Source organism: Arthrobacter sp. JSM 101049, from assembly GCF_041679245.1.
GTDB lineage: Bacteria > Actinomycetota > Actinomycetes > Actinomycetales > Micrococcaceae > Arthrobacter_H.
In genome coordinates, this window is record NZ_JBGFFC010000008.1 from 1 (window position 1) to 17636 (window position 17636).

The window sequence follows — 17636 nt, forward strand, 5'->3', positions numbered from 1 at the left end:
CCGTTCGTCTTTACCAGTCATCGTCAGCCTGACGCCGCCGACGGCACTAGATCAAGACTTCCCCGAAAAAAGACCGCTCGCCGCCGATGATGACGTCCCCGCGGTCAAACAACAAGACGCCTAACACGGCCTGGGCCACGGAGCGCGCCAGTTCCTCGTCGCGTTCCCTCTATCAAGGCCCCCGGTAATCTGCACTGGGCTCAAGGCCTTGGGGACGGGCGTTTACGTCCCGCGTGCGTTCAGCCGTCATGGCATCGCCGGCAGAAACCAAGACCGTGAGGGCAGCGCAGATGCTGCCTCCGTCCAACCGGGCCGGCGCAATTCCTAGACCGCCAAGGGGATCACGGCCCGGGCGATCCGCTGGGAAGATGGGTGAACAGATCACGATGGTCGGGCCCGGGTCATGAGCGTGGCACATCGGTGGCCGAAGGCGCGAGAAATCCGCTGGTAAGTTTGTGCGATGACATCAAATTTGGAGAGCGATATCGCGATTCTTAAAGCTGAAGTAAAGAGGTTGTCGGAGACTGTTAAGCGCTTGGAGCGCCGAGATCAATTTGAAAAGACCTCGACGCGTATTGGGCCCGGTGCAAAGGTGGCAGCCGGCGCTACTTTGTGGTCTACGGAAGAATCCCCGATCCATATTGGAGCGAACACCAACATTTTTCGAAATGCGGAGATTAACGGGCCCGTTTCAATCGGTGAAGGTTGTCTTCTCAACAGAGACGCCTATGTTCGAGCCAATACGACCATAGGGAATCGAGTGTTCGTTGGACCCTTTGTTCGATTTATCACTGACGGCCATGAGATTGGTGGTCCGGGAAAGAGGGCTGGCAAACCAACATTCAAAGGCATCGACGTAGAGGATGGCTGCTGGATTGGAGCATCCAGCACGATTCTTGGAGGAGTACGAATCGGCGCGGGTGCGATTGTGGCCGCTGGGTCAGTTGTAACGAGTGATGTGCCAGCTAATGTCGTCGTCGGGGGAGTTCCAGCAAGACCAATACGCAGCCTGGATACCATTTCGGTGGTTGGGGAAGCCACCAGGGAACTTCACTATGAGTACATTTCCTCGGGCATGGAGGTCTCACCCGCTGCGGGCATTCATCTATATCGGCGACCTTTAGACAAGGGCCTAGACCTCGAGCTATTGTTGGAGAATAAACAATCCGATGTCCTAATCGTCTCTTTTCACGGCGCGCTAAACCGCAATAAGTTCACATTGCCGAGATTCGAACGCCTTCGCACGCTCCAGGCCACAGCACACAGCGCCCTATATTTCGCGGATCCGTTTCTAGCGTTGGATCCGAAGCTTCAGTTGGCATGGTTTGCAGGCACGCGCGACATTGATCTTTATCCCGTCCTTGCGGCAGTTATTTCGGACATCTCTAAAAGAATTGGAGCCAAACGGATAATCTTATCCGGCTCGTCAGGCGGAGGATTCGCTGCGCTTCAGATTGCTGCACTTCTACCGGAAGCCATAGCACTCGTGTTTAACCCCCAGACGGAGGTAGCTAAGTATGTCCTGCCTAATGGCAGCACGTATGCCCAGGAACATTTTCTGAAGACGGTGTTGCCCGAGGTTCTTGAGCAGCGGCCAACTATTGAAGTTGGCCGCACTGACTGGACGGTTCATTTGGGCGATCGCCTGTCCGCCATAAAGCGTTATGAGCAAGACGTTGATACTAGGATCATCTACTTCACGAACGTGCACGATTTTCACCATCAACAGCATTTCGTCCCCTTCCGGAATGCCTTGGAGAAGTACGGAACCCTCGATCGCCTAAAGGTGATCACCTATGATGCAGGAGCCACGCACGAGCCGCCGACTAGCGAACGCTTTTTGGAAGGTATAGGAATCGCAACCGGGATGTTCGGGACGGAGGCCTGCAGCGGTAAGGACGTCCACGATAAAGAGTCTCTGTGACCCCGGATCCGAACGGGTTTAGCAAGTTCCTGCAATAATAGCGAGATATCACTCAATGCTGTTGGGCCCCAGAGCGTCGAAGTCCGCGGCACGAACGCTCTGGACACTCGCAGTGAATTTCTTCGCTGATACGCCCGAGTTATTGAGGCCGCGTCGTCGAGCACGCGACATCGACACCGTGCGTCCAACGGCCGCCTGGTACTCGAGGCATGTAGCTAGCGGGCCACCGTCGACGCGGGAACGGCGGCGGTCTGAAGAATCGGGACCATTCGTTGCATGCATTTGACGGGTCGAACCAGAAGTCTGGCCAGCGTCGTCACGGGCGGACCTTGCCACAGAGGCCGGCTTCCTGGCTGGCGACCTGTTTGTAGACGGGGCTGGGCCCATAGCCACGGTCTTGAATTCAACTGCATTCGGATCGTCACCAGCTCTTCGAAGACGAGGAGTCATAGAAAATGGGTGGCCCCCTCGGCCGCCTGAGTATTTTGGCTGTCAGGAAGGGCGGGTGATATTCTCAGGCTCGTGTGTTATTTACACAATCGACTTTGACGAGGGGGGAACTGTGCGCATTTCCGTAATTGGGTGTGGCTATCTGGGCGCCGTGCATGCGGCTGCCATGGCGAAGCTAGGACACGATGTTGTTGGCATAGATGTGGACGAGAATAAGGTTCGCCAGCTACAAAACTCAGAGGCGCCGTTCTTCGAGCCGGGACTGCCAGAGCTCCTTCACGAAGCCCAAGCCGCTGGAAGTTTGACTTTCTCCACTGATATCTCTCACGTAGAGGGCAGTCAAGTGCACTTTATTTGCGTAGGTACCCCTCAAGCCAAAGGCGAGTACGCCGCAGATCTCAGCTACGTAGAAGATGCCTTTTTTAAACTCGCGAAATACTTAAACCCCGCCGATGTTGTAGTTGGAAAATCGACTGTCCCGGTAGGTACAGCTGGTCGCCTTGCAGAATCACTGAGGTCGCTAGCACCGGAAGCCGAACTTATTTGGAATCCCGAATTCTTACGAGAAGGCCACGCAGTAAACGATACGCTGCAGCCGGATCGGTTAGTATATGGCGCTGTTACCTCTGACGAGGAAAATGAAGCAGTTGCGCGATTGGACGAGGTGTATGCAGACGCACTGCTTCGCTCCGTTCCACGAATTGTGACGGATTACGCGACGGCCGAGCTGGTGAAGGTATCCGCGAATTCTTTTTTGGCGACTAAGATCTCTTTTATTAATGCAATGGCAGAGGTTTGCGAAGTCGCCGGAGCGGACGTTAAGGTTCTCGCCGACGCTATTGGACTAGACGAGCGAATCGGACGAAAGTTCCTCAATGCAGGCGTGGGCTTTGGCGGCGGGTGCTTGCCGAAGGATATCCGCGGATTCATGGCTCGGGCAGGACAACTTGGGGCGGATGAGGCGCTCACGTTCCTCCGAGAAGTCGACAACATCAATATGCGTAGAAGGAGCCGGCTTGTTGAGCTAGCTAGAGAAGTCCTCGGCGGCTCTCTTATTGGCAAGCGCATTACGATGCTCGGGGCTTCCTTTAAGCCAGACTCCGATGATGTGCGCGATTCCCCCGCTCTGTCGGTCGCGGCTCAACTACAGCTTCAGGGAGCTGCGGTGACAGTTACTGATCCGTTTGCAATTAATAATGCTAGGAAGCGTTTCCCCGAGCTCCACTATTTGGAAAGTACCCAAGAAGCTCTGGAAGGTGCCGAGCTAGTAGTGCTGGTCACTGAATGGGCTGAATACGTGAACCTTGATCCGGTTACGGTAGCCACGAAGACTGCAGCCCGAATCATAATCGATGGCCGGAACGTCCTGGATAGTGCTTCTTGGTGCGACGCCGGGTGGAAGTACAGAGGCATGGGACGTCCCGCACTAGACGGAAGAAACTCACAAATGATGGCTAGCCTCTAGAGAGTTGGATTGGACCTGTGGAAGAAATTGAGTCAAGTTTAGCCCGGGATCTTAGCCAACTTGACAATCAAGTGTCAGCTTTGAGCAGGCAACTGCGTACCGTTGCTCAGGACATTCCCCGCGAAGTTGATTCGATGAATTATCTATATTCGATCTTGGAGCCGACGGCACGGATTAGGCCAGCGGGTGGGTGGGCGGCGACATACGAGACTATAGCGTGGCTCGTTGAGCAGATACTCGAGTACCCCGAAGGTCCTGAGGTCGTAGAGCTTGGTAGTGGTATTGCGACACTATGGATGGCGTACGCGTTGCAAAAGCGTCGGAGCGGCCGATTAGTAAGCGTTGAACACGATATAAAGTTTCTGTCTCTAACAGAGAAACGCCTTAGTGTGCACGGATTGAACGAGTGTGTGGAACTTAAGTTTGCCCCGTTGAATGAGCAGACGACAGAATACGCGACGGGCCATTGGTATGACTTGGAGCGGCCTCCGCGCTTTCGAGCGGGCATTGACTTGCTGTTTGTGGACGGACCGCCCGGCGGAGTTGCGCCACGATCTCGTTATCCCGCCATGCACTACTTCGCACCCCTGCTTTCTAACGGCGCATACATCGTGTTGGATGACGTAGACCGCGAAGTTGAGTATTCCATTGCACAGTCCTGGCTGCGCGAAGACTATGAGCACGGCAAACTTGTTCTTCACGAACGACTCGGAAGGTCGACCGCCTTTAGGTTCGAAAAGACCTCCTAGTAATTGTTGCGGGGAATGAACTACAAGTTGTAAAGGAAAACGTGAAGAACTTACCTCAGGCGCTCTATGAGCTCAACACGGAGCTGCCGACTCACACCATTGATCTCTTCGTGACAGTAGATGGGATCATCAATTCCGATCGGTGGTACGTCGTAACAGCGGAGTGCTTCGATGTGTCCGGAAATGAAATAGGACCAAAAGAACTAGACTGGTCGGTATCCAAAACACTCGGTGCCGCCTTTGTCTATCTTCCCCAAACATCTCAATCAGGCGCTATCAAATTGAAGACAATTAGGTCGCGCCGTGCGGTGAGCAGGGTGAAGCTCAGCATTTCGCCGTGGAAGCTAGCAGAAGCTTCGTACGTTGAGTTCTCTGAAATCTGGTACTCGTACGCCGCCATTCATTTTGATCAACCCAGTCTGCAAATTACTGGACGGGTACTAAAGGAAGTGCAAAAGTAAGTGGATTCACAACGCGTTGACGTCTCTGTTGTAATCGGCTTTAAGGACTGGGGGGTAGATCGGCTCAGGCTCTCCATCGAGTCGATTATCTCCTCCTTTGGTGACCTTAAAGGGGAAGTCATTGTTTCAGACTTCGGCTCCTCCGACCCCGAAACAAATGAGATGGCTGCAAGGGGGGCCGGTGCACGTTACCGGTATACACAGACTGACGGGACCTGGTCGCGTGCGCGCGCGTTGAATGCAGGCTTCGGACTCGCTTCTGGTCAGGTGCTGGTTTCTACTGATGCCGATATGCTCTTCAGCCCTCGGTCAATGGAAATCATCGCCCAGCGCGTTTTGGATGATCCGTGGACGTCGGTAGTCCTTCAGTGCAGAGATCTTCCAACCGGATATGACGCCTCTCGGATCAGCGAATTGGGGTTCGACTGGAGCGCGTTTGCCTCTAGCGCCCGTCTCCGGCCGCGCTGGGGAATGGGGGGAATGATGGCTGTTTCTCGTGCAGCGTTCGATCGTGTGCGTGGTCTTGACGAAAGAATGCACACTTATGGTGGGGAAGACATGGACTTCGCCAAGAGAATTCAGCGTGCAGGTTATCGCCTTATCTGGATTGAGGATGATTCGGTCCGCATGTACCACATGTGGCATCCGTCTTCACGTAATGTCGCTGATGGAAGCGTTCAGGGAAAAGCCGCGGTCGACTTCAATAGAAAGATCGTGGATACCGACCCAACGACTCTTCGCAATGTCCTGAATTGGGAATACCCTGGCTCCGCGGGTCCGCTAGTTTCAGTAGCAATTGCTACTTACAATCGCGCTGAGTTCCTGCGGACAAGCATCAATTCTGTCTTACTCCAGACCATGCAGGACTTTGAAATCGTCGTTGTGGACGACGGGTCTACGGACCAAACACGGGCCGTTGTGGCATCCTTCAATGACCCCCGCATTAGGTATTTCTATCAAGAAAACGCAGGAATTTCCGCAGCGCGAAACCGCGCTGCCGATGAATCTCGGGGCTTCTACACAGCAGTACATGATGATGACGATTTGATGATTCCCGAACGACTGCAAATCAGCCTGTCCGCTATGAGACAGGGTGTTCAAGCCACGTTTGGGTCTTGGGCCAACTTCGACGATGTGACGGGGGAATTCTTCTTGCACGTATCGAAGAAAGCGTTCGCTCCAACGACTTCGTTTCTAACTGGCCAAGCGCCAGGTCATTCTACGTGGCTAGTTGAGACAGAACTAATAAGGAGTTTCCGGTACAACGAGTCAATCACTAGCGCGATAGATAACAACCTCGCGCTTCGAATGATGCGTGCTGGCGTCAGATGGGTACATACCGGAAAGATCCTCTTCCTGCGAAGGGTCCACGCCGGACAGGTGACAGAAACTGATGGTTCCAATCAGAAGGTTGCCGCCAAGCTGAGTAGATTCATGATCCACACTCCCGCGTCCGTCGAAGGACGGAAGGAATTGCATGAAGCAGCGAAGAAGGAACCGTGGCCCAAAATAGCTGAAAAGGACAATTTGGATGCGGCGTTACTTCGATATCTCCCCGATCATCTGGTGAACCGGCAATTGGAAGTGCGTGGTGACATTGAAGATTTCGCTATCCGTCTTGGTAAGGTCCGGAATGTCGACTACATTTTGACGGAGATGGAGGTCACCGGCTCGATCATCTCGCATTACGCTAAATTCTCAGACGTCTCTCTTGATGACCTTGTCCAGTTGCGAGGCTTAGGCCTAAATGTTTCCGTCACTGCTACGCGAAAAGTCGAAGGTCAGGTGCGGCCCCTGCATCCTATGCTCGAAACGTCGAGAGCAATTTTGCAAAGTATTCAGCGACTTTTGGACGCTACGTTGCCGACTTCGCAAGGCGTTTCGCTGCTGATACCGACAGGTGAGGAGCCGTTCGTGCTGCCAGTTTCCGTTCGCGGCGTCGCAAAGAGTAGGCTGATTCACTCGGTGACAGACGCTCAGCACCAGATGAAGGTCGTAATTCTGACGTTCTCCGAAATTGCATCGGGCATCGACGCGTATCGAAAGCTCTCGAAGTTGTATCCGTGCCAAGATTTAAAATTGGTTACATCGCAAAAGGACGCGTACGAGAGTCTCAAGGACACCCTATTGCCGCGAGTTGAGGCTACAGCATGAAAATCGAATGGGTAGCAGAGCAATCCGGACGCTCCGGATTGCGCGTGGCTGAGGTGCATCGGTACGATGGCCATCCTCCGATTACAGAATTTTGGATGGATGCAGCCCCTTTGAGCCTTTCGCAAGATCGGCTAGCCGTTGCCTCAACACTTGTATGGGCGCCCTGGGTCGCTGGCGAATTCCAATTTCCGAAACAGGTGGGAGCTGAGACAGCCACTTCGATAATTGCCTATTGTGAGCCGACCTGGGTTGTGCCAGCACCTATTGACTACGGTCCGAAGCCTATTCCAGACGGCCTCGGAAGGATCGCAATCGATCTATCATGCGATCTTGGAACGTCCCCCGCAGCATTTGCCCCCGGAAACGGGACTGAAGTTCGTATGACGGTTCTAGGCAGTGATTCTTTCGCGGGAAGCCTATCCTCTCTAGGGCGCTTTGTGGTTGCTAGCAATGCGTTTCTCCTCAGTGAATTAAGTGGGCACCCCGGAGCGGCGTATTTGGCAGCTGGAGTTCTGTTCGCTGAAGACCTAGTAGCAAATTCAATCGAGCTGCCAAGCAGATTCTGTGGGAGTCTACGCAATCGACCGAAAATTGATCGACTCTTGGCCAGTACCGGTCTTCGTTTGAATTGTCCGGATCAGCATGAACATGTTGGCTCGTTCGACTCGATCAAGGAGGCATGATTTCGTTGGGAAAGTCGATACTTCTTCCAGCATTTACCGTGGCCGAGTGGGGAGGCTTGCACGAGAACGTGCTAGCCGGTGCACAGGCACTAAAACTGGCTGGCCACGAAGTTACCTTAGTTTTGCGACCAGGTACTATTTCAGAGCGCGCTCGCGATCGAGGCTTGGCAGTAATAGAGGTGGACTGGGAAGACTGGATGCCGACAGCATCGTTGATTCGCGAGCATGTTGAGTATGATCTGATTCTCGCCCAGCCCCAGAAATCAAGGGAACTCGCCTTATTCGTGAATTCGCACCGTGAAAAGCCTGTCTTTGTGATGTTCCACGGATACTATTCGGACGGGGCGTATGAGTGGCGGGATAAGGTGGAGGCGTTTCTTGCCGTCACCACGTCGCTTGCTGACTTTCTTATAAATTTTTGCAAAGTGGAACCGTGGCGAGTTCACGTTGTTCCCAACGGCATTACCTCTGATCGCTTCGCTCTACTGCCGATACCGTTGGCTCAAAAAATCAAAGACGGAACGGCAACGATTGTGGTCGCGTCGCGAATTGATGCCGATAAGCGAAGTCAAATCGAAGCGTTGCTCCGACTAATTGAACGGATCAAAGAAGTCGAGAGCCCGCTGCGCTGGCGAATAGTAGTTGTTGGGGATGGGCCTGAACGCACACTTGCAGAAGTATCTTTGAACACTGCTGTGACAGAGACAGATAACATTTCTGTAGAATTCACCGGGTGGAAAGACAGCGACGAAGTTCCGTTGTTGATGCAAGAAGCGGTCTTTACTGTGGGTGCGGGGCGCGGTGCCCTGCAAAGTCTCGCTGTTGGAACACCGTGCCTCGGAGCCGGAAAACATGGCATTGTCGGTTTCCAATTCGGGCGCAATCTTCGCATTGGTTTGTGGTCAAACTTCGGAGATTATCCATTCGGTAAGGCGCCAATTCGAAGCCTCGAAGACGACTTTGACTTTCTCCTGAACGAGGATAACTATCGCTCTGTTCAGCACGCGGGAAGAACCGTGGTTGAATCGGAAAGAAGCCAAGACGTGTCGGACGCGTTGCTCTTCAGCGCTCTTTCGATGTGACGCCATGCGGAATGACCCAGAATTTGGGTTACGCGGCCGAAAGCATTTTGATTTGGAAGTCTGGCGGCTATGAAGGCCGAAGCAATGGTCGTATGTCCAGTGACAGGTTCTTCATATGATTTCTAGTGGAGACTGTATGAGTGGCAACGGATCCGAGATAGGCATGGACGACCCAGAGGTGGTCCGGTCTCTGCGGACGGAGATTGCATCGATGAAGCGAGAGCTCGAGGCATTGCGAACTCTGGTAGGAACGCCTGAGCGTAGTACAGAATTCGCTCGAATCGGTAAAGGCTGCGTCATTGACCCAAGGGCAAGCGTTTTCGCCGGCCCTGGCAGCGAGGTACTCATCGAACCGTATACAAAGATATACCGAGGAAGCGAGATTTTTGGGCCCGTTAGCATCGGGGAGGGTACATTCATAAACCGCGATGCATATATACGAAGCCATACCACAATTGGGAAGAATGTTAATATTGGGCCGTTTTGTCGTTTCCTAACTGATTCCCACGACCCCGGGTCAACTCGTAAACGCGCTGGCAAGAATAGAGTTGACGAAATTGTAATCGGTGACGGATGCTGGATCGGCGGGTCGTCGACCATCCTCGGCGGCGTCCGTATTGGTCACAACTCTGTAATCGCCGCCGGAGCTGTAGTCACATCGAACGTCCCGCCGAACACGCTTTACGCTGGCGTCCCGGCCCGCCGGATTCGCGACTTAGATGAACTTGTAGAGGCGGACTAGGGCAGCAGTGTGTGGGGTCGAGTGGTTCAGGGACTTATGCGGCTGGCGGTGGTTGTAGTGCTGCCTGTAGCGGATGATCCGTTCACACAGTCGCTCCAACGTACCGGGGCGGTCGGCTTCGAGAAAGCGCTGCAAGAGGCTGACAGCAGCTATCGCCGAGGCTGCCCACCGCGCGGTTGCCGAACCGGTGGCCGCCGAGATCCAACGCTTCAACGACTTTGCCGACGCCGTACGGAGGGCCCGTGGCTGAAAAACCCCAGAACGACACCGATCCTACGGTCGCGGGAATCGGGGAGGCAGGGCTCCTGGCCCGCATCCTGCCCCGGCTCCGGGGTGCCGACATGTTGCTTGGTCCCGGCGACGACGCCGCCGTGATCGCGGCACCCGGCGGCCGTTTCGTTTTCACCGTCGACACCCTCGTCCAGGACCAGGACTTCCGGCTCCTCTGGCGCAGCGGCTACCACAGCACGGGGTACGACGTCGGCTGGAAGTCGGCGGCCCAAAACCTGTCCGACGTCAACGCCATGGGCGCCGTGGCCACCGCAGCGGTCATCAGCCTCACGCTGCCTCCGGCCACCCCGGTGACATGGGCCGAAGGCATTGCCGACGGTTTCACCGCGGCCCTACATGAGCTGGGAGCCTCGCGCTGTGCCCTGGCCGGCGGGGACTTGAGCTCGGGCGGGGAGCTGTCGATCACGGCTGCCCTCACCGGGTCCCTAACAGGGCCTGCCGTTCTGCGCAGCGGCGCGCGTCCAGGCGACGTCGTGGCCGTGTGCGGCGTCCTCGGAGCAGCAGCCGCCGGCCTGTCCCTGCTGGAAGCCGACCTGCCCCACGCCGCGCTCGACGATATCGCGCGGAACCTTGTCTCGCTGCACAGTCGCCCACGCCCGCCGCTGTGGGCGGGTCCGGCCGCGGCCGCGGCCGGAGCCACGGCCATGATGGACATCTCCGATGGACTCGTCAGGGACGGCGGACGCATGGCCCGTGCCAGTTCGGTCTCCATCGACCTGGACTCGGCAGCGCTCCTTCGACTGCGAGCCGACATGTCGTCCCGGGGAATCGACGTTGCGGCTGCAGCAGAGCGGCTAGGTGGCGATCCCCTGGATTGGATGCTGGCCGGGGGAGAAGACCATGGCCTGCTGGCGTGCTTCCCGGGAACCGCAACGATTCCGGCAGGCTTCCACACTGTCGGCACCGTTGTCGAAACCGGGGAGCCTACAGAAGACGCAGACATGGCCGCCCCGCTCTTGTTCCTGGATTCCCTGCCACTCCATGAGGCGCGTGAAGCCTTCCGTGGACCAGGCTTCGACCACTTCGGTGGATAGAATTCGCATTCGCCCATTTGTGGGCTAATCTGCTTTCCAGGTTTGCTCGTACAGCTGGATATATGGGGGAGAGGTCCTGTTATGGGGCATGGGGGTACTGGTTTCCGCGCAGTCGCGTGATCGACGGCGCCAGCGTCGGTGAGCGGCGAAGGCGCCGCTTCAGGCAGGGAATCGGCGTCGTCCTGAGTCTGGTTCTCCTGGGTGCACCCGTCATCCCGGCGCACGCTTCGGGAACGGCCGTGGTTGCAGCGTCGCAACAGGGAGCCCCGACGATGTCCGTGGCGCCGCAGAGGCCCGCGACTTCCCCGGTCGCCGCAGGGCTGAGTGTTGCTCGGGCCACTGCGGTGAAAACTGTCCGCACGACGGCCAACCTGAACCTGCGTGCCGGGGCCGCCACCAAACACCGGAGCCTGAAGGTCCTGAAAAAGGGGACCCACGTCGTCCCCACGGGCCGGAAATCCGGGACATGGTGGCAGGTCAAGGCAGCGGGCAAGATCGGTTGGGTCAGCTCGAAGTTCCTGAAGTCCACCACGGCCAAGTCGTCTGTGAAGGTCGCATACCGTTATATCGGCGCCTTTACGCCCCTGTACAGGTCGAAGTCCACCGCCTCCAGCGCGCTGGCCGGCCTGCAGCGACGGACCCGGGTCGTGTACCTCGGAGGAACTGGGGCGTGGCGCAAGGTCAAACACTCGACGAAGACGGGATACGTCCCCGCCTCGTCCTTGTCGACCAAACAGCCCGCCGTATCGTACCGATGGGCCAAGAAAACCGTCCCGGCGTACGCCTCGACCCGCAAGGGTGGCCGGAAGACGGCGACGTTCGGCAAGAACACCAAGGTCGAATGGTTCCGCTCCACGACTGGCTGGGATTACGTCAAGTCGTCCGCCGGCGCCGGCTGGGTCAGATCAGCGGGTTTAACCAAAAAGGCGGTGAGCACCCCCAAACCGAAAGTCTACCGGTGGGCCACCAGCAAGGTCAACGTGCGTACCGGCGTCGGTACCCGGCATCGTTCCCTGGGCGTCGTTCCGGCCTGGGAGCGCGTGCAATTTCTCGCGACCCGATCCGGATGGTCCAACGTCAAGACCTCCAAAGGCACCGGATGGATCAAGAACACCTATCTCTCCTCCCACGATCGACACGACGTTGCCGTCTACGGGACGTTGCGGCATGGGCAGTCGGCCTACTTCCTGATCAGGGGCAAGACCTCGTCCGAGAAGAGGACCACCGTCGTCGGCCACAACCTCTACCTGCGCCGGGACAAGACCTGGTGGTCCTACATGGTCCCCGGGACAACAAAGGGACGGGTCGTCGTCGAACGGATGAGGTTCAAGCCGTCGCTGCATACCTCGACGCTGAGGAACATGGACAGCTGGGAGCGGTTCGATCCGTCGAACCCGCTGGACAACCAGAACTACAACCGCAAGCTCGTCACCGACGCCTCCGGTGCCAGGGTGTGGGCCTACGTTGCCTCCAAGAAGATGGCCAGCTACATGAAGAAGTCGGGGATCCCCGTGGCTTCCGGCGACTACCTGAAGAGGTACTGAGACCATGAACATCAAGCGCACCCTCTTTGTTGCCGGTGGCGCCGTCGTCCTGGCGGGATCGGTGGTACTCGGAACTGTGGCCGCCCAGTCGGACAAGGGGCCGGGGCTCGAGCAGCAGGGACCAGAGGCCATGGAGGTGGATCCCACCAGCGGCGCCACGGTCACCACGGACACCATGGACAACGTCGAGAAGAACGTCGGCGAAGCGGCCGTCCTGGCCAACGACGAGGGCGATCGGCTCTTTTCCCTGGCGATCACCAAGATCACGGCCGCCAAGGACTGCCCCGCACGGGTCGGCAGCTTCCGGCTGACTCCCGAGAACGGGACCTTCCTCATCCTCGATGTCGAGGCGTCGTTGGATCGTGATGTCGCGCATGAGGTTGCCGGCACCGAGGACGAGATGTTCATGCCGCTCGTGTCCCAGGCCTTCTCGGTCACGGGACCCACCGGCGTGATTGACCGGGAGGTCGCCTCCGAATCGGCTTGGGGGTGCCTCGGCGAGGACGAATTGGCACCGGCGCTGGTGAACCCGGGACAGAAGGTCACCGGCAAGATCGTGCTCGATGTCCCGTACGACAGCGGAACGGTTGTCTACGACCCCAACAGCAACGGTGGATGGAGTTGGCCGTACTGATCCCCGCGAATTCGGGGACGGCTACGAGGCAGGCTTCTTCAGCGCCTCGCTCAGTTGGGCCGCGATCCTGCACACGATCTCCGAATGCTCCTTGCCCGGTTGACGTGTCAGGCGCTCGATGGGGCCGGAGATCGACACCGCGGCGATGACCCGGCCGGACGGCCCACGCACCGGGGCGGAGACCGACGCCACGCCCTGCTCGCGTTCGCCGAGGGATTGGGCCCAGCCCCGCCGTCGTACCCCGGCCAGGATGGTGGGGGAGAAGCGCGCGTGGTTGAGCCCGTGGAGCAGGCGCTCGTGGTCCTCCCAGGCGAGGAGCACCTGGGCGGCGGATCCGGCTTTCATGGACAGCTGCGTCCCCACGGGGATGGTGTCGCGCAGGCCGACGGGCCGCTCGGCCGAGGCCACGCAGACACGGTGGTCGCCCTGCCGGCGGAAGACCTGCGAACTCTCGCCGGTGGCATCGCGCAGCTGGATCAACAGGGGGCCGGCGGCGGCGATCAGCCGGTCCTCCCCGGCTGCGGAGGCGAGCTCGACGAGACGGCTGCCGAGCATGAAGCGGCCGTGGATGTCCTTGGCCGCCAACCGGTGGTGGACCAATGCCTGGGCGAGCCGGTGCACGGTCGGTCGGGAGAGGCCGGTCGCCGCCACCAATTGGGCCAGGCTGATGGGTCCTGCCTCGAGCGAGTCGAGCACGAGGGCTGCCTTGTCGATGACTCCGACTCCACTGGGTGTGTCCATGTTCTGATACTACCGTCTCAACATTTGAGATGCACGGGCAAGTGCTGGCACCCCGCACGGAGCCGGTGGTTTCCTTGTATCGAGGCATTACTTCAGGAGGAAACCGACATGTCGTCAACGGAACAGCCGGCCCGCGAGCCGCAGACGCTGGCCGAAAAGGTCTGGAACGACCACGTGGTGCACAAGGGCGGCGGCGAGGGCGATGCCCAGCGTCCCGACCTCATCTACATCGACCTGCACCTGATCCACGAGGTGACATCCCCGCAGGCCTTCGAGGGACTCCGCCTGGCGAACCGGCCCCTGCGCCGCCCTGACCTCACGATCGCCACCGAGGACCACAACACCCCGACGCTGGAGATCGACAAGCCCATCGCCGACGTGACGTCCCGGACGCAGATCGAGACGCTGCGCGCCAACTGCGCCGAGTTCGGCGTGCGCCTCCACTCCCTGGGCGACAAGGAGCAGGGCATCGTCCACGTGGTTGGCCCCCAGCTCGGACTGACCCAGCCCGGTGTCACCGTGGTCTGCGGTGATTCCCACACCTCCACCCACGGCGCCTTCGGTGCGCTGGCCTTCGGCATCGGCACTTCCGAGGTGGAACATGTCATGGCCACCCAGACGCTGTCGCTGAAGCCGTTCAAGACCATGGCGATCAACGTCGAGGGCACACTGCGCCCCGGCGTCACGTCCAAGGACATCATCCTGGCCGTCATCGCCAAGATTGGCACCGGCGGGGGACAGGGATACGTGCTGGAATACCGCGGCTCGGCAATCCGGTCCCTGTCGATGGAAGCCCGCATGACCATCTGCAACATGTCGATCGAAGCCGGGGCCCGCGCCGGCTTGGTCGCCCCCGACCAGACCACCTTCGACTACCTCGAGGGCCGCCCCCACGCCCCGCAGGGCGCGGACTGGGACGCCGCCGTCGAGTACTGGAAGACGCTGCGCACGGACGACGATGCCTCCTTCGACGCCGAGGTGAACATCAACGCCGACGACCTCGAGCCCTTCGTCACCTGGGGGACCAACCCCGGCCAGGGCGTCTCCCTCTCGCAGCCGGTTCCCGCCCCCGAGGACTTCGAGGACGAGAACGCCCGCGCCGCCTGCGAACGGGCGCTGGACTACATGGGGTTGACCGCCGGCACGCCCATGAAGGACATCCGGGTCGACACCGTCTTCCTGGGGTCCTGCACCAACTCCCGCATGGAGGACCTGCGCACCGCGGCCGATATCATCCGCGGCCGCGAGAAGGACCCGGACATCCGCATGATCGTCGTCCCCGGATCCGCCCGGGTGCGCTTGGAGGCCGAAGCCGAGGGGCTGGACCAGGTGTTCAAGGACTTCGGCGCGGAATGGCGCTTCGCCGGCTGCTCGATGTGCCTGGGCATGAACCCCGACCAGCTGGCAGAGGGCGAACGGTGCGCCTCGACCTCCAACCGCAACTTCGAGGGACGCCAGGGCAAGGGCGGCCGGACCCACCTGGTCTCGCCCCTGGTTGCCGCTGCCACGGCGGTCCGCGGCACCCTGAGCTCGCCCTCCGACCTGGACCCGATCGACGGCGCAGCCGCCGCGGCAGCGTAAGGACAACAGACATGGAAAAGATCACCACCCACACCGGCATCGGCGTCCCGCTGCGCCAATCCGACGTCGACACCGACCAGATCATCCCCGCCGTCTACCTCAAGCGCATCACGCGCACCGGGTTCGACGACGCCCTCTTCGCCCGGTGGCGCAAGGACCCGCAGTTCGTGCTGAACCAGGAGGCCTATGCCGCAGGTTCCGTCCTGGTCGCCGGCCCCGACTTCGGAACCGGTTCTTCCCGAGAACACGCCGTCTGGGCCCTGAAGGACTACGGCTTCCGTGCCGTGCTGTCCTCCCGCTTCGGCGACATCTTCCGCGGCAACTCCGGCAAGCAGGGACTGGTCGCCGCCCAGGTCGCCCAGGGTGACATTGAGCTCATCTGGAAGGAGCTGGACAACCACCCCGGCACCACGGTCACGGTCGACCTCGAATCGCGGACCGTGAGCTGCGGATCGATCACCGCGCCGTTCGAGATCGACGACTACACGCGGTGGCGCCTCATGGAGGGCCTGGACGATATCGGCCTGACCTTGCAACAGGAACAGGACATCACCGACTTCGAGGCCACACGGCCCAGCTGGAAGCCCACGACCCTGCCGGCCCGGCGCTCCTGAACGGTGCCGGCGAGGCCTTCCGCTGGCCGCGAATCGCGCCCCTGGAACGGCCCCTCGTTCCGGGGGCGCAGCCGGTCGTGGCTGTATGCTTACCGGGAACCTTCGGAGATTTCGAAGAACCAGACAAGTGTGAGGTTTTGATACATGGGCAAGGTCCTGACTATCCACGGCGGAGTGCCGCTGAAGGGGAGAGTAAAGGTCAGGGGGGCCAAGAACCTGGTGCCGAAGGCGATGGTCGCCTCGCTGCTCGGGAACACGCCATCGGTGCTGCGCAACGTACCGGAAATCAAGGACGTCGAGGTCGTCACGAGCCTGCTGCAGATCCACGGCGTCACTGTCACCAAGGACCCGGAGTCCGGTGACCTCGCCCTGGATCCGCAGGGTGCGAAGACCGCCCCGTCGAACGAGATCGACGCGCACGCTGGCGACTCGCGGATTCCGATCCTCTTCTGCGGCCCGCTGATCCACAGCATCGGTGAGGCATTCATCCCCGACCTGGGCGGCTGCCGCATCGGCGACCGCCCCATCGACTTCCACCTGGACGTCCTGCGCAACTTCGGCGCCGTCGTGGACAAGCGCCCGAACGGTATCGCCATCAGCGCCCCGCGCGGACTCAAGGGCGCCAAGGTCACCCTGCCCTACCCGAGCGTCGGCGCCACCGAGCAGGTCCTGCTGACCGCCGTCCGCGCCGAGGGCATCACCGAACTCGCCGGAGCGGCCGTCGAGCCCGAGATCATGGACCTCATCGCCCTGCTCCAGAAGATGGGCGCCATCATCACGGTGCAGACCGACCGCGTGATCCGGATCGAAGGGGTCGCCGAGCTGCACGGCTACAACCACCGCGCCATCCCGGATCGCAACGAGGGCGCCTCCTGGGCCTCCGCTGCGCTGGTCACCCGGGGAGACATCTACGTCGAGGGCGCCGACCAGCAGGACCTGACCTCGTTCCTGAACACCTACCGCAAGGTCGGCGGCGACTTCGAGGTCCACGATGACGGCATCCGCTTCTTCCACCCCGGTGGGGAACTAAAGCCGCTGGTCCTGGAGACCGACGTGCACCCCGGGTTCATGACCGACTGGCAGCAGCCCCTCGTCGTGGCCCTGACCCAGGCAGCCGGAGTGTCCATCGTGCACGAGACCGTCTACGAGAACCGCTTCGGCTTCACCGATGCGCTGGTGCGCATGGGCGCCACGATCCAGCTGCACCGCGAATGCCTCGGAGCCGTCCCATGCCGCTTCGGCCAGCGCAACTTCCAGCACTCGGCCGTCATCACCGGGCCGGCCCAACTGGTCGGCCGGGACATCGACATCCCCGACCTGCGTGGCGGGTTCTCCCACCTGATCGCCGCCCTGGCGGCCGAGGGCACCAGCCATGTCACCGGCATCGAGCTGATCAGCCGCGGCTACGAGAAGTTCCTGGACAAGCTCCAGGGGCTCGGCGCGCGCGTCGAAATCGGCGAAACCGTACTGAGCGAAACCGCCTAGGG

Annotated in this window: 14 protein-coding genes; 13 read left to right on the forward strand and 1 reads right to left on the reverse strand. The window is 59.6% G+C overall.

What is annotated here, in order from left to right; translation table 11 throughout:
• Positions 1-460 precede the first annotated feature (460 nt).
• The 10 genes from AB8M85_RS15590 (at position 461) to AB8M85_RS15635 (ending at position 13213) form a co-directional block, all read left to right on the forward strand.
• A complete protein-coding gene (locus tag AB8M85_RS15590; RefSeq protein ID WP_372699758.1) occupies positions 461-1924 on the forward strand; it encodes a DapH/DapD/GlmU-related protein in 1464 nt (487 codons plus the stop codon).
• Positions 1925-2486: 562 nt separating this feature from the next.
• The gene (locus AB8M85_RS15595; protein ID WP_372699834.1) at positions 2487-3839 is read left to right on the forward strand and encodes a UDP-glucose/GDP-mannose dehydrogenase family protein; all 1353 of its coding nucleotides are present in this window, start codon (positions 2487-2489) and stop codon (positions 3837-3839) included.
• Positions 3840-3973: 134 nt separating this feature from the next.
• Positions 3974-4588, forward strand: coding sequence for a class I SAM-dependent methyltransferase (locus AB8M85_RS15600; RefSeq protein ID WP_372699835.1), 615 nt, complete (start codon positions 3974-3976; stop codon positions 4586-4588).
• A gap of 41 nt (positions 4589-4629) precedes the next feature.
• Positions 4630-5049 carry a hypothetical protein gene (locus AB8M85_RS15605; protein ID WP_372699759.1) on the forward strand — a complete coding sequence of 140 codons (420 nt, stop codon included), beginning with the start codon at positions 4630-4632 and terminating at the stop codon, positions 5047-5049.
• Complete coding sequence (locus tag AB8M85_RS15610) at positions 5050-7203, forward strand: glycosyltransferase (protein ID WP_372699760.1); 2154 nt, start codon at positions 5050-5052, stop codon at positions 7201-7203.
• A gap of 679 nt (positions 7204-7882) precedes the next feature.
• Complete coding sequence (locus AB8M85_RS15615) at positions 7883-8968, forward strand: glycosyltransferase family 4 protein (RefSeq protein ID WP_372699761.1); 1086 nt, start codon at positions 7883-7885, stop codon at positions 8966-8968.
• A gap of 211 nt (positions 8969-9179) precedes the next feature.
• Entirely contained in the window at positions 9180-9710 is a 531-nt protein-coding gene (locus tag AB8M85_RS15620; protein WP_372699836.1) for a DapH/DapD/GlmU-related protein, read from the forward strand.
• Between the two features lie 242 nt (positions 9711-9952).
• Positions 9953-11035, forward strand: a complete 1083-nt coding sequence (thiL, locus tag AB8M85_RS15625) for a thiamine-phosphate kinase (RefSeq protein WP_372699762.1) — start codon at positions 9953-9955, stop codon at positions 11033-11035.
• Positions 11036-11379: 344 nt separating this feature from the next.
• The gene (locus AB8M85_RS15630) at positions 11380-12579 is read left to right on the forward strand and encodes an SH3 domain-containing protein (protein WP_372699763.1); all 1200 of its coding nucleotides are present in this window, start codon (positions 11380-11382) and stop codon (positions 12577-12579) included.
• A 4-nt stretch (positions 12580-12583) separates the two neighbouring features.
• Positions 12584-13213, forward strand: a complete 630-nt coding sequence (locus AB8M85_RS15635) for a hypothetical protein (RefSeq protein ID WP_372699764.1) — start codon at positions 12584-12586, stop codon at positions 13211-13213.
• A gap of 21 nt (positions 13214-13234) precedes the next feature.
• On the opposite strand, the gene AB8M85_RS15640 is transcribed toward AB8M85_RS15635, so the two are convergent.
• On the reverse strand, positions 13235-13954 hold the full coding sequence (locus AB8M85_RS15640; RefSeq protein ID WP_372699765.1) for an IclR family transcriptional regulator: 720 nt from the start codon (positions 13952-13954) through the stop codon (positions 13235-13237).
• 108 nt (positions 13955-14062) lie between these two features.
• Between AB8M85_RS15640 and leuC the strand changes: the two genes are divergently transcribed.
• The 3 genes from leuC (at position 14063) to murA (ending at position 17634) form a co-directional block, all read left to right on the forward strand.
• Positions 14063-15535 (forward strand): 3-isopropylmalate dehydratase large subunit, encoded by a 1473-nt coding sequence (gene leuC / locus AB8M85_RS15645; RefSeq protein WP_372699766.1) that lies wholly within the window; start codon positions 14063-14065, stop codon positions 15533-15535.
• An 11-nt stretch (positions 15536-15546) separates the two neighbouring features.
• Positions 15547-16149, forward strand: coding sequence for a 3-isopropylmalate dehydratase small subunit (gene leuD / locus AB8M85_RS15650; protein WP_372699767.1), 603 nt, complete (start codon positions 15547-15549; stop codon positions 16147-16149).
• A 144-nt stretch (positions 16150-16293) separates the two neighbouring features.
• A complete protein-coding gene (gene murA, locus AB8M85_RS15655; RefSeq protein WP_372699768.1) occupies positions 16294-17634 on the forward strand; it encodes a UDP-N-acetylglucosamine 1-carboxyvinyltransferase in 1341 nt (446 codons plus the stop codon).
• The last annotated feature ends 2 nt before the right edge of the window (positions 17635-17636 follow it).

Excerpts from the sequence above, each read along its gene's own strand:
- AB8M85_RS15590 (WP_372699758.1), top strand. The coding sequence starts at position 461 with ATGACATCAAATTTGGAGAGCGATATCGCGATTCTTAAAGCTGAAGTA.
- AB8M85_RS15600 (WP_372699835.1), top strand. The coding sequence starts at position 3,974 with ATGAATTATCTATATTCGATCTTGGAGCCGACGGCACGGATTAGGCCA.
- AB8M85_RS15615 (WP_372699761.1), top strand. The coding sequence starts at position 7,883 with ATGATTTCGTTGGGAAAGTCGATACTTCTTCCAGCATTTACCGTGGCC.
- AB8M85_RS15620 (WP_372699836.1), top strand. The coding sequence starts at position 9,180 with ATGAAGCGAGAGCTCGAGGCATTGCGAACTCTGGTAGGAACGCCTGAG.
- AB8M85_RS15635 (WP_372699764.1), top strand. The coding sequence starts at position 12,584 with ATGAACATCAAGCGCACCCTCTTTGTTGCCGGTGGCGCCGTCGTCCTG.
- AB8M85_RS15640 (WP_372699765.1), bottom strand. The coding sequence starts at position 13,954 with ATGGACACACCCAGTGGAGTCGGAGTCATCGACAAGGCAGCCCTCGTG.
- leuC (WP_372699766.1), top strand. The coding sequence starts at position 14,063 with ATGTCGTCAACGGAACAGCCGGCCCGCGAGCCGCAGACGCTGGCCGAA.
- leuD (WP_372699767.1), top strand. The coding sequence starts at position 15,547 with ATGGAAAAGATCACCACCCACACCGGCATCGGCGTCCCGCTGCGCCAA.
- murA (WP_372699768.1), top strand. The coding sequence starts at position 16,294 with ATGGGCAAGGTCCTGACTATCCACGGCGGAGTGCCGCTGAAGGGGAGA.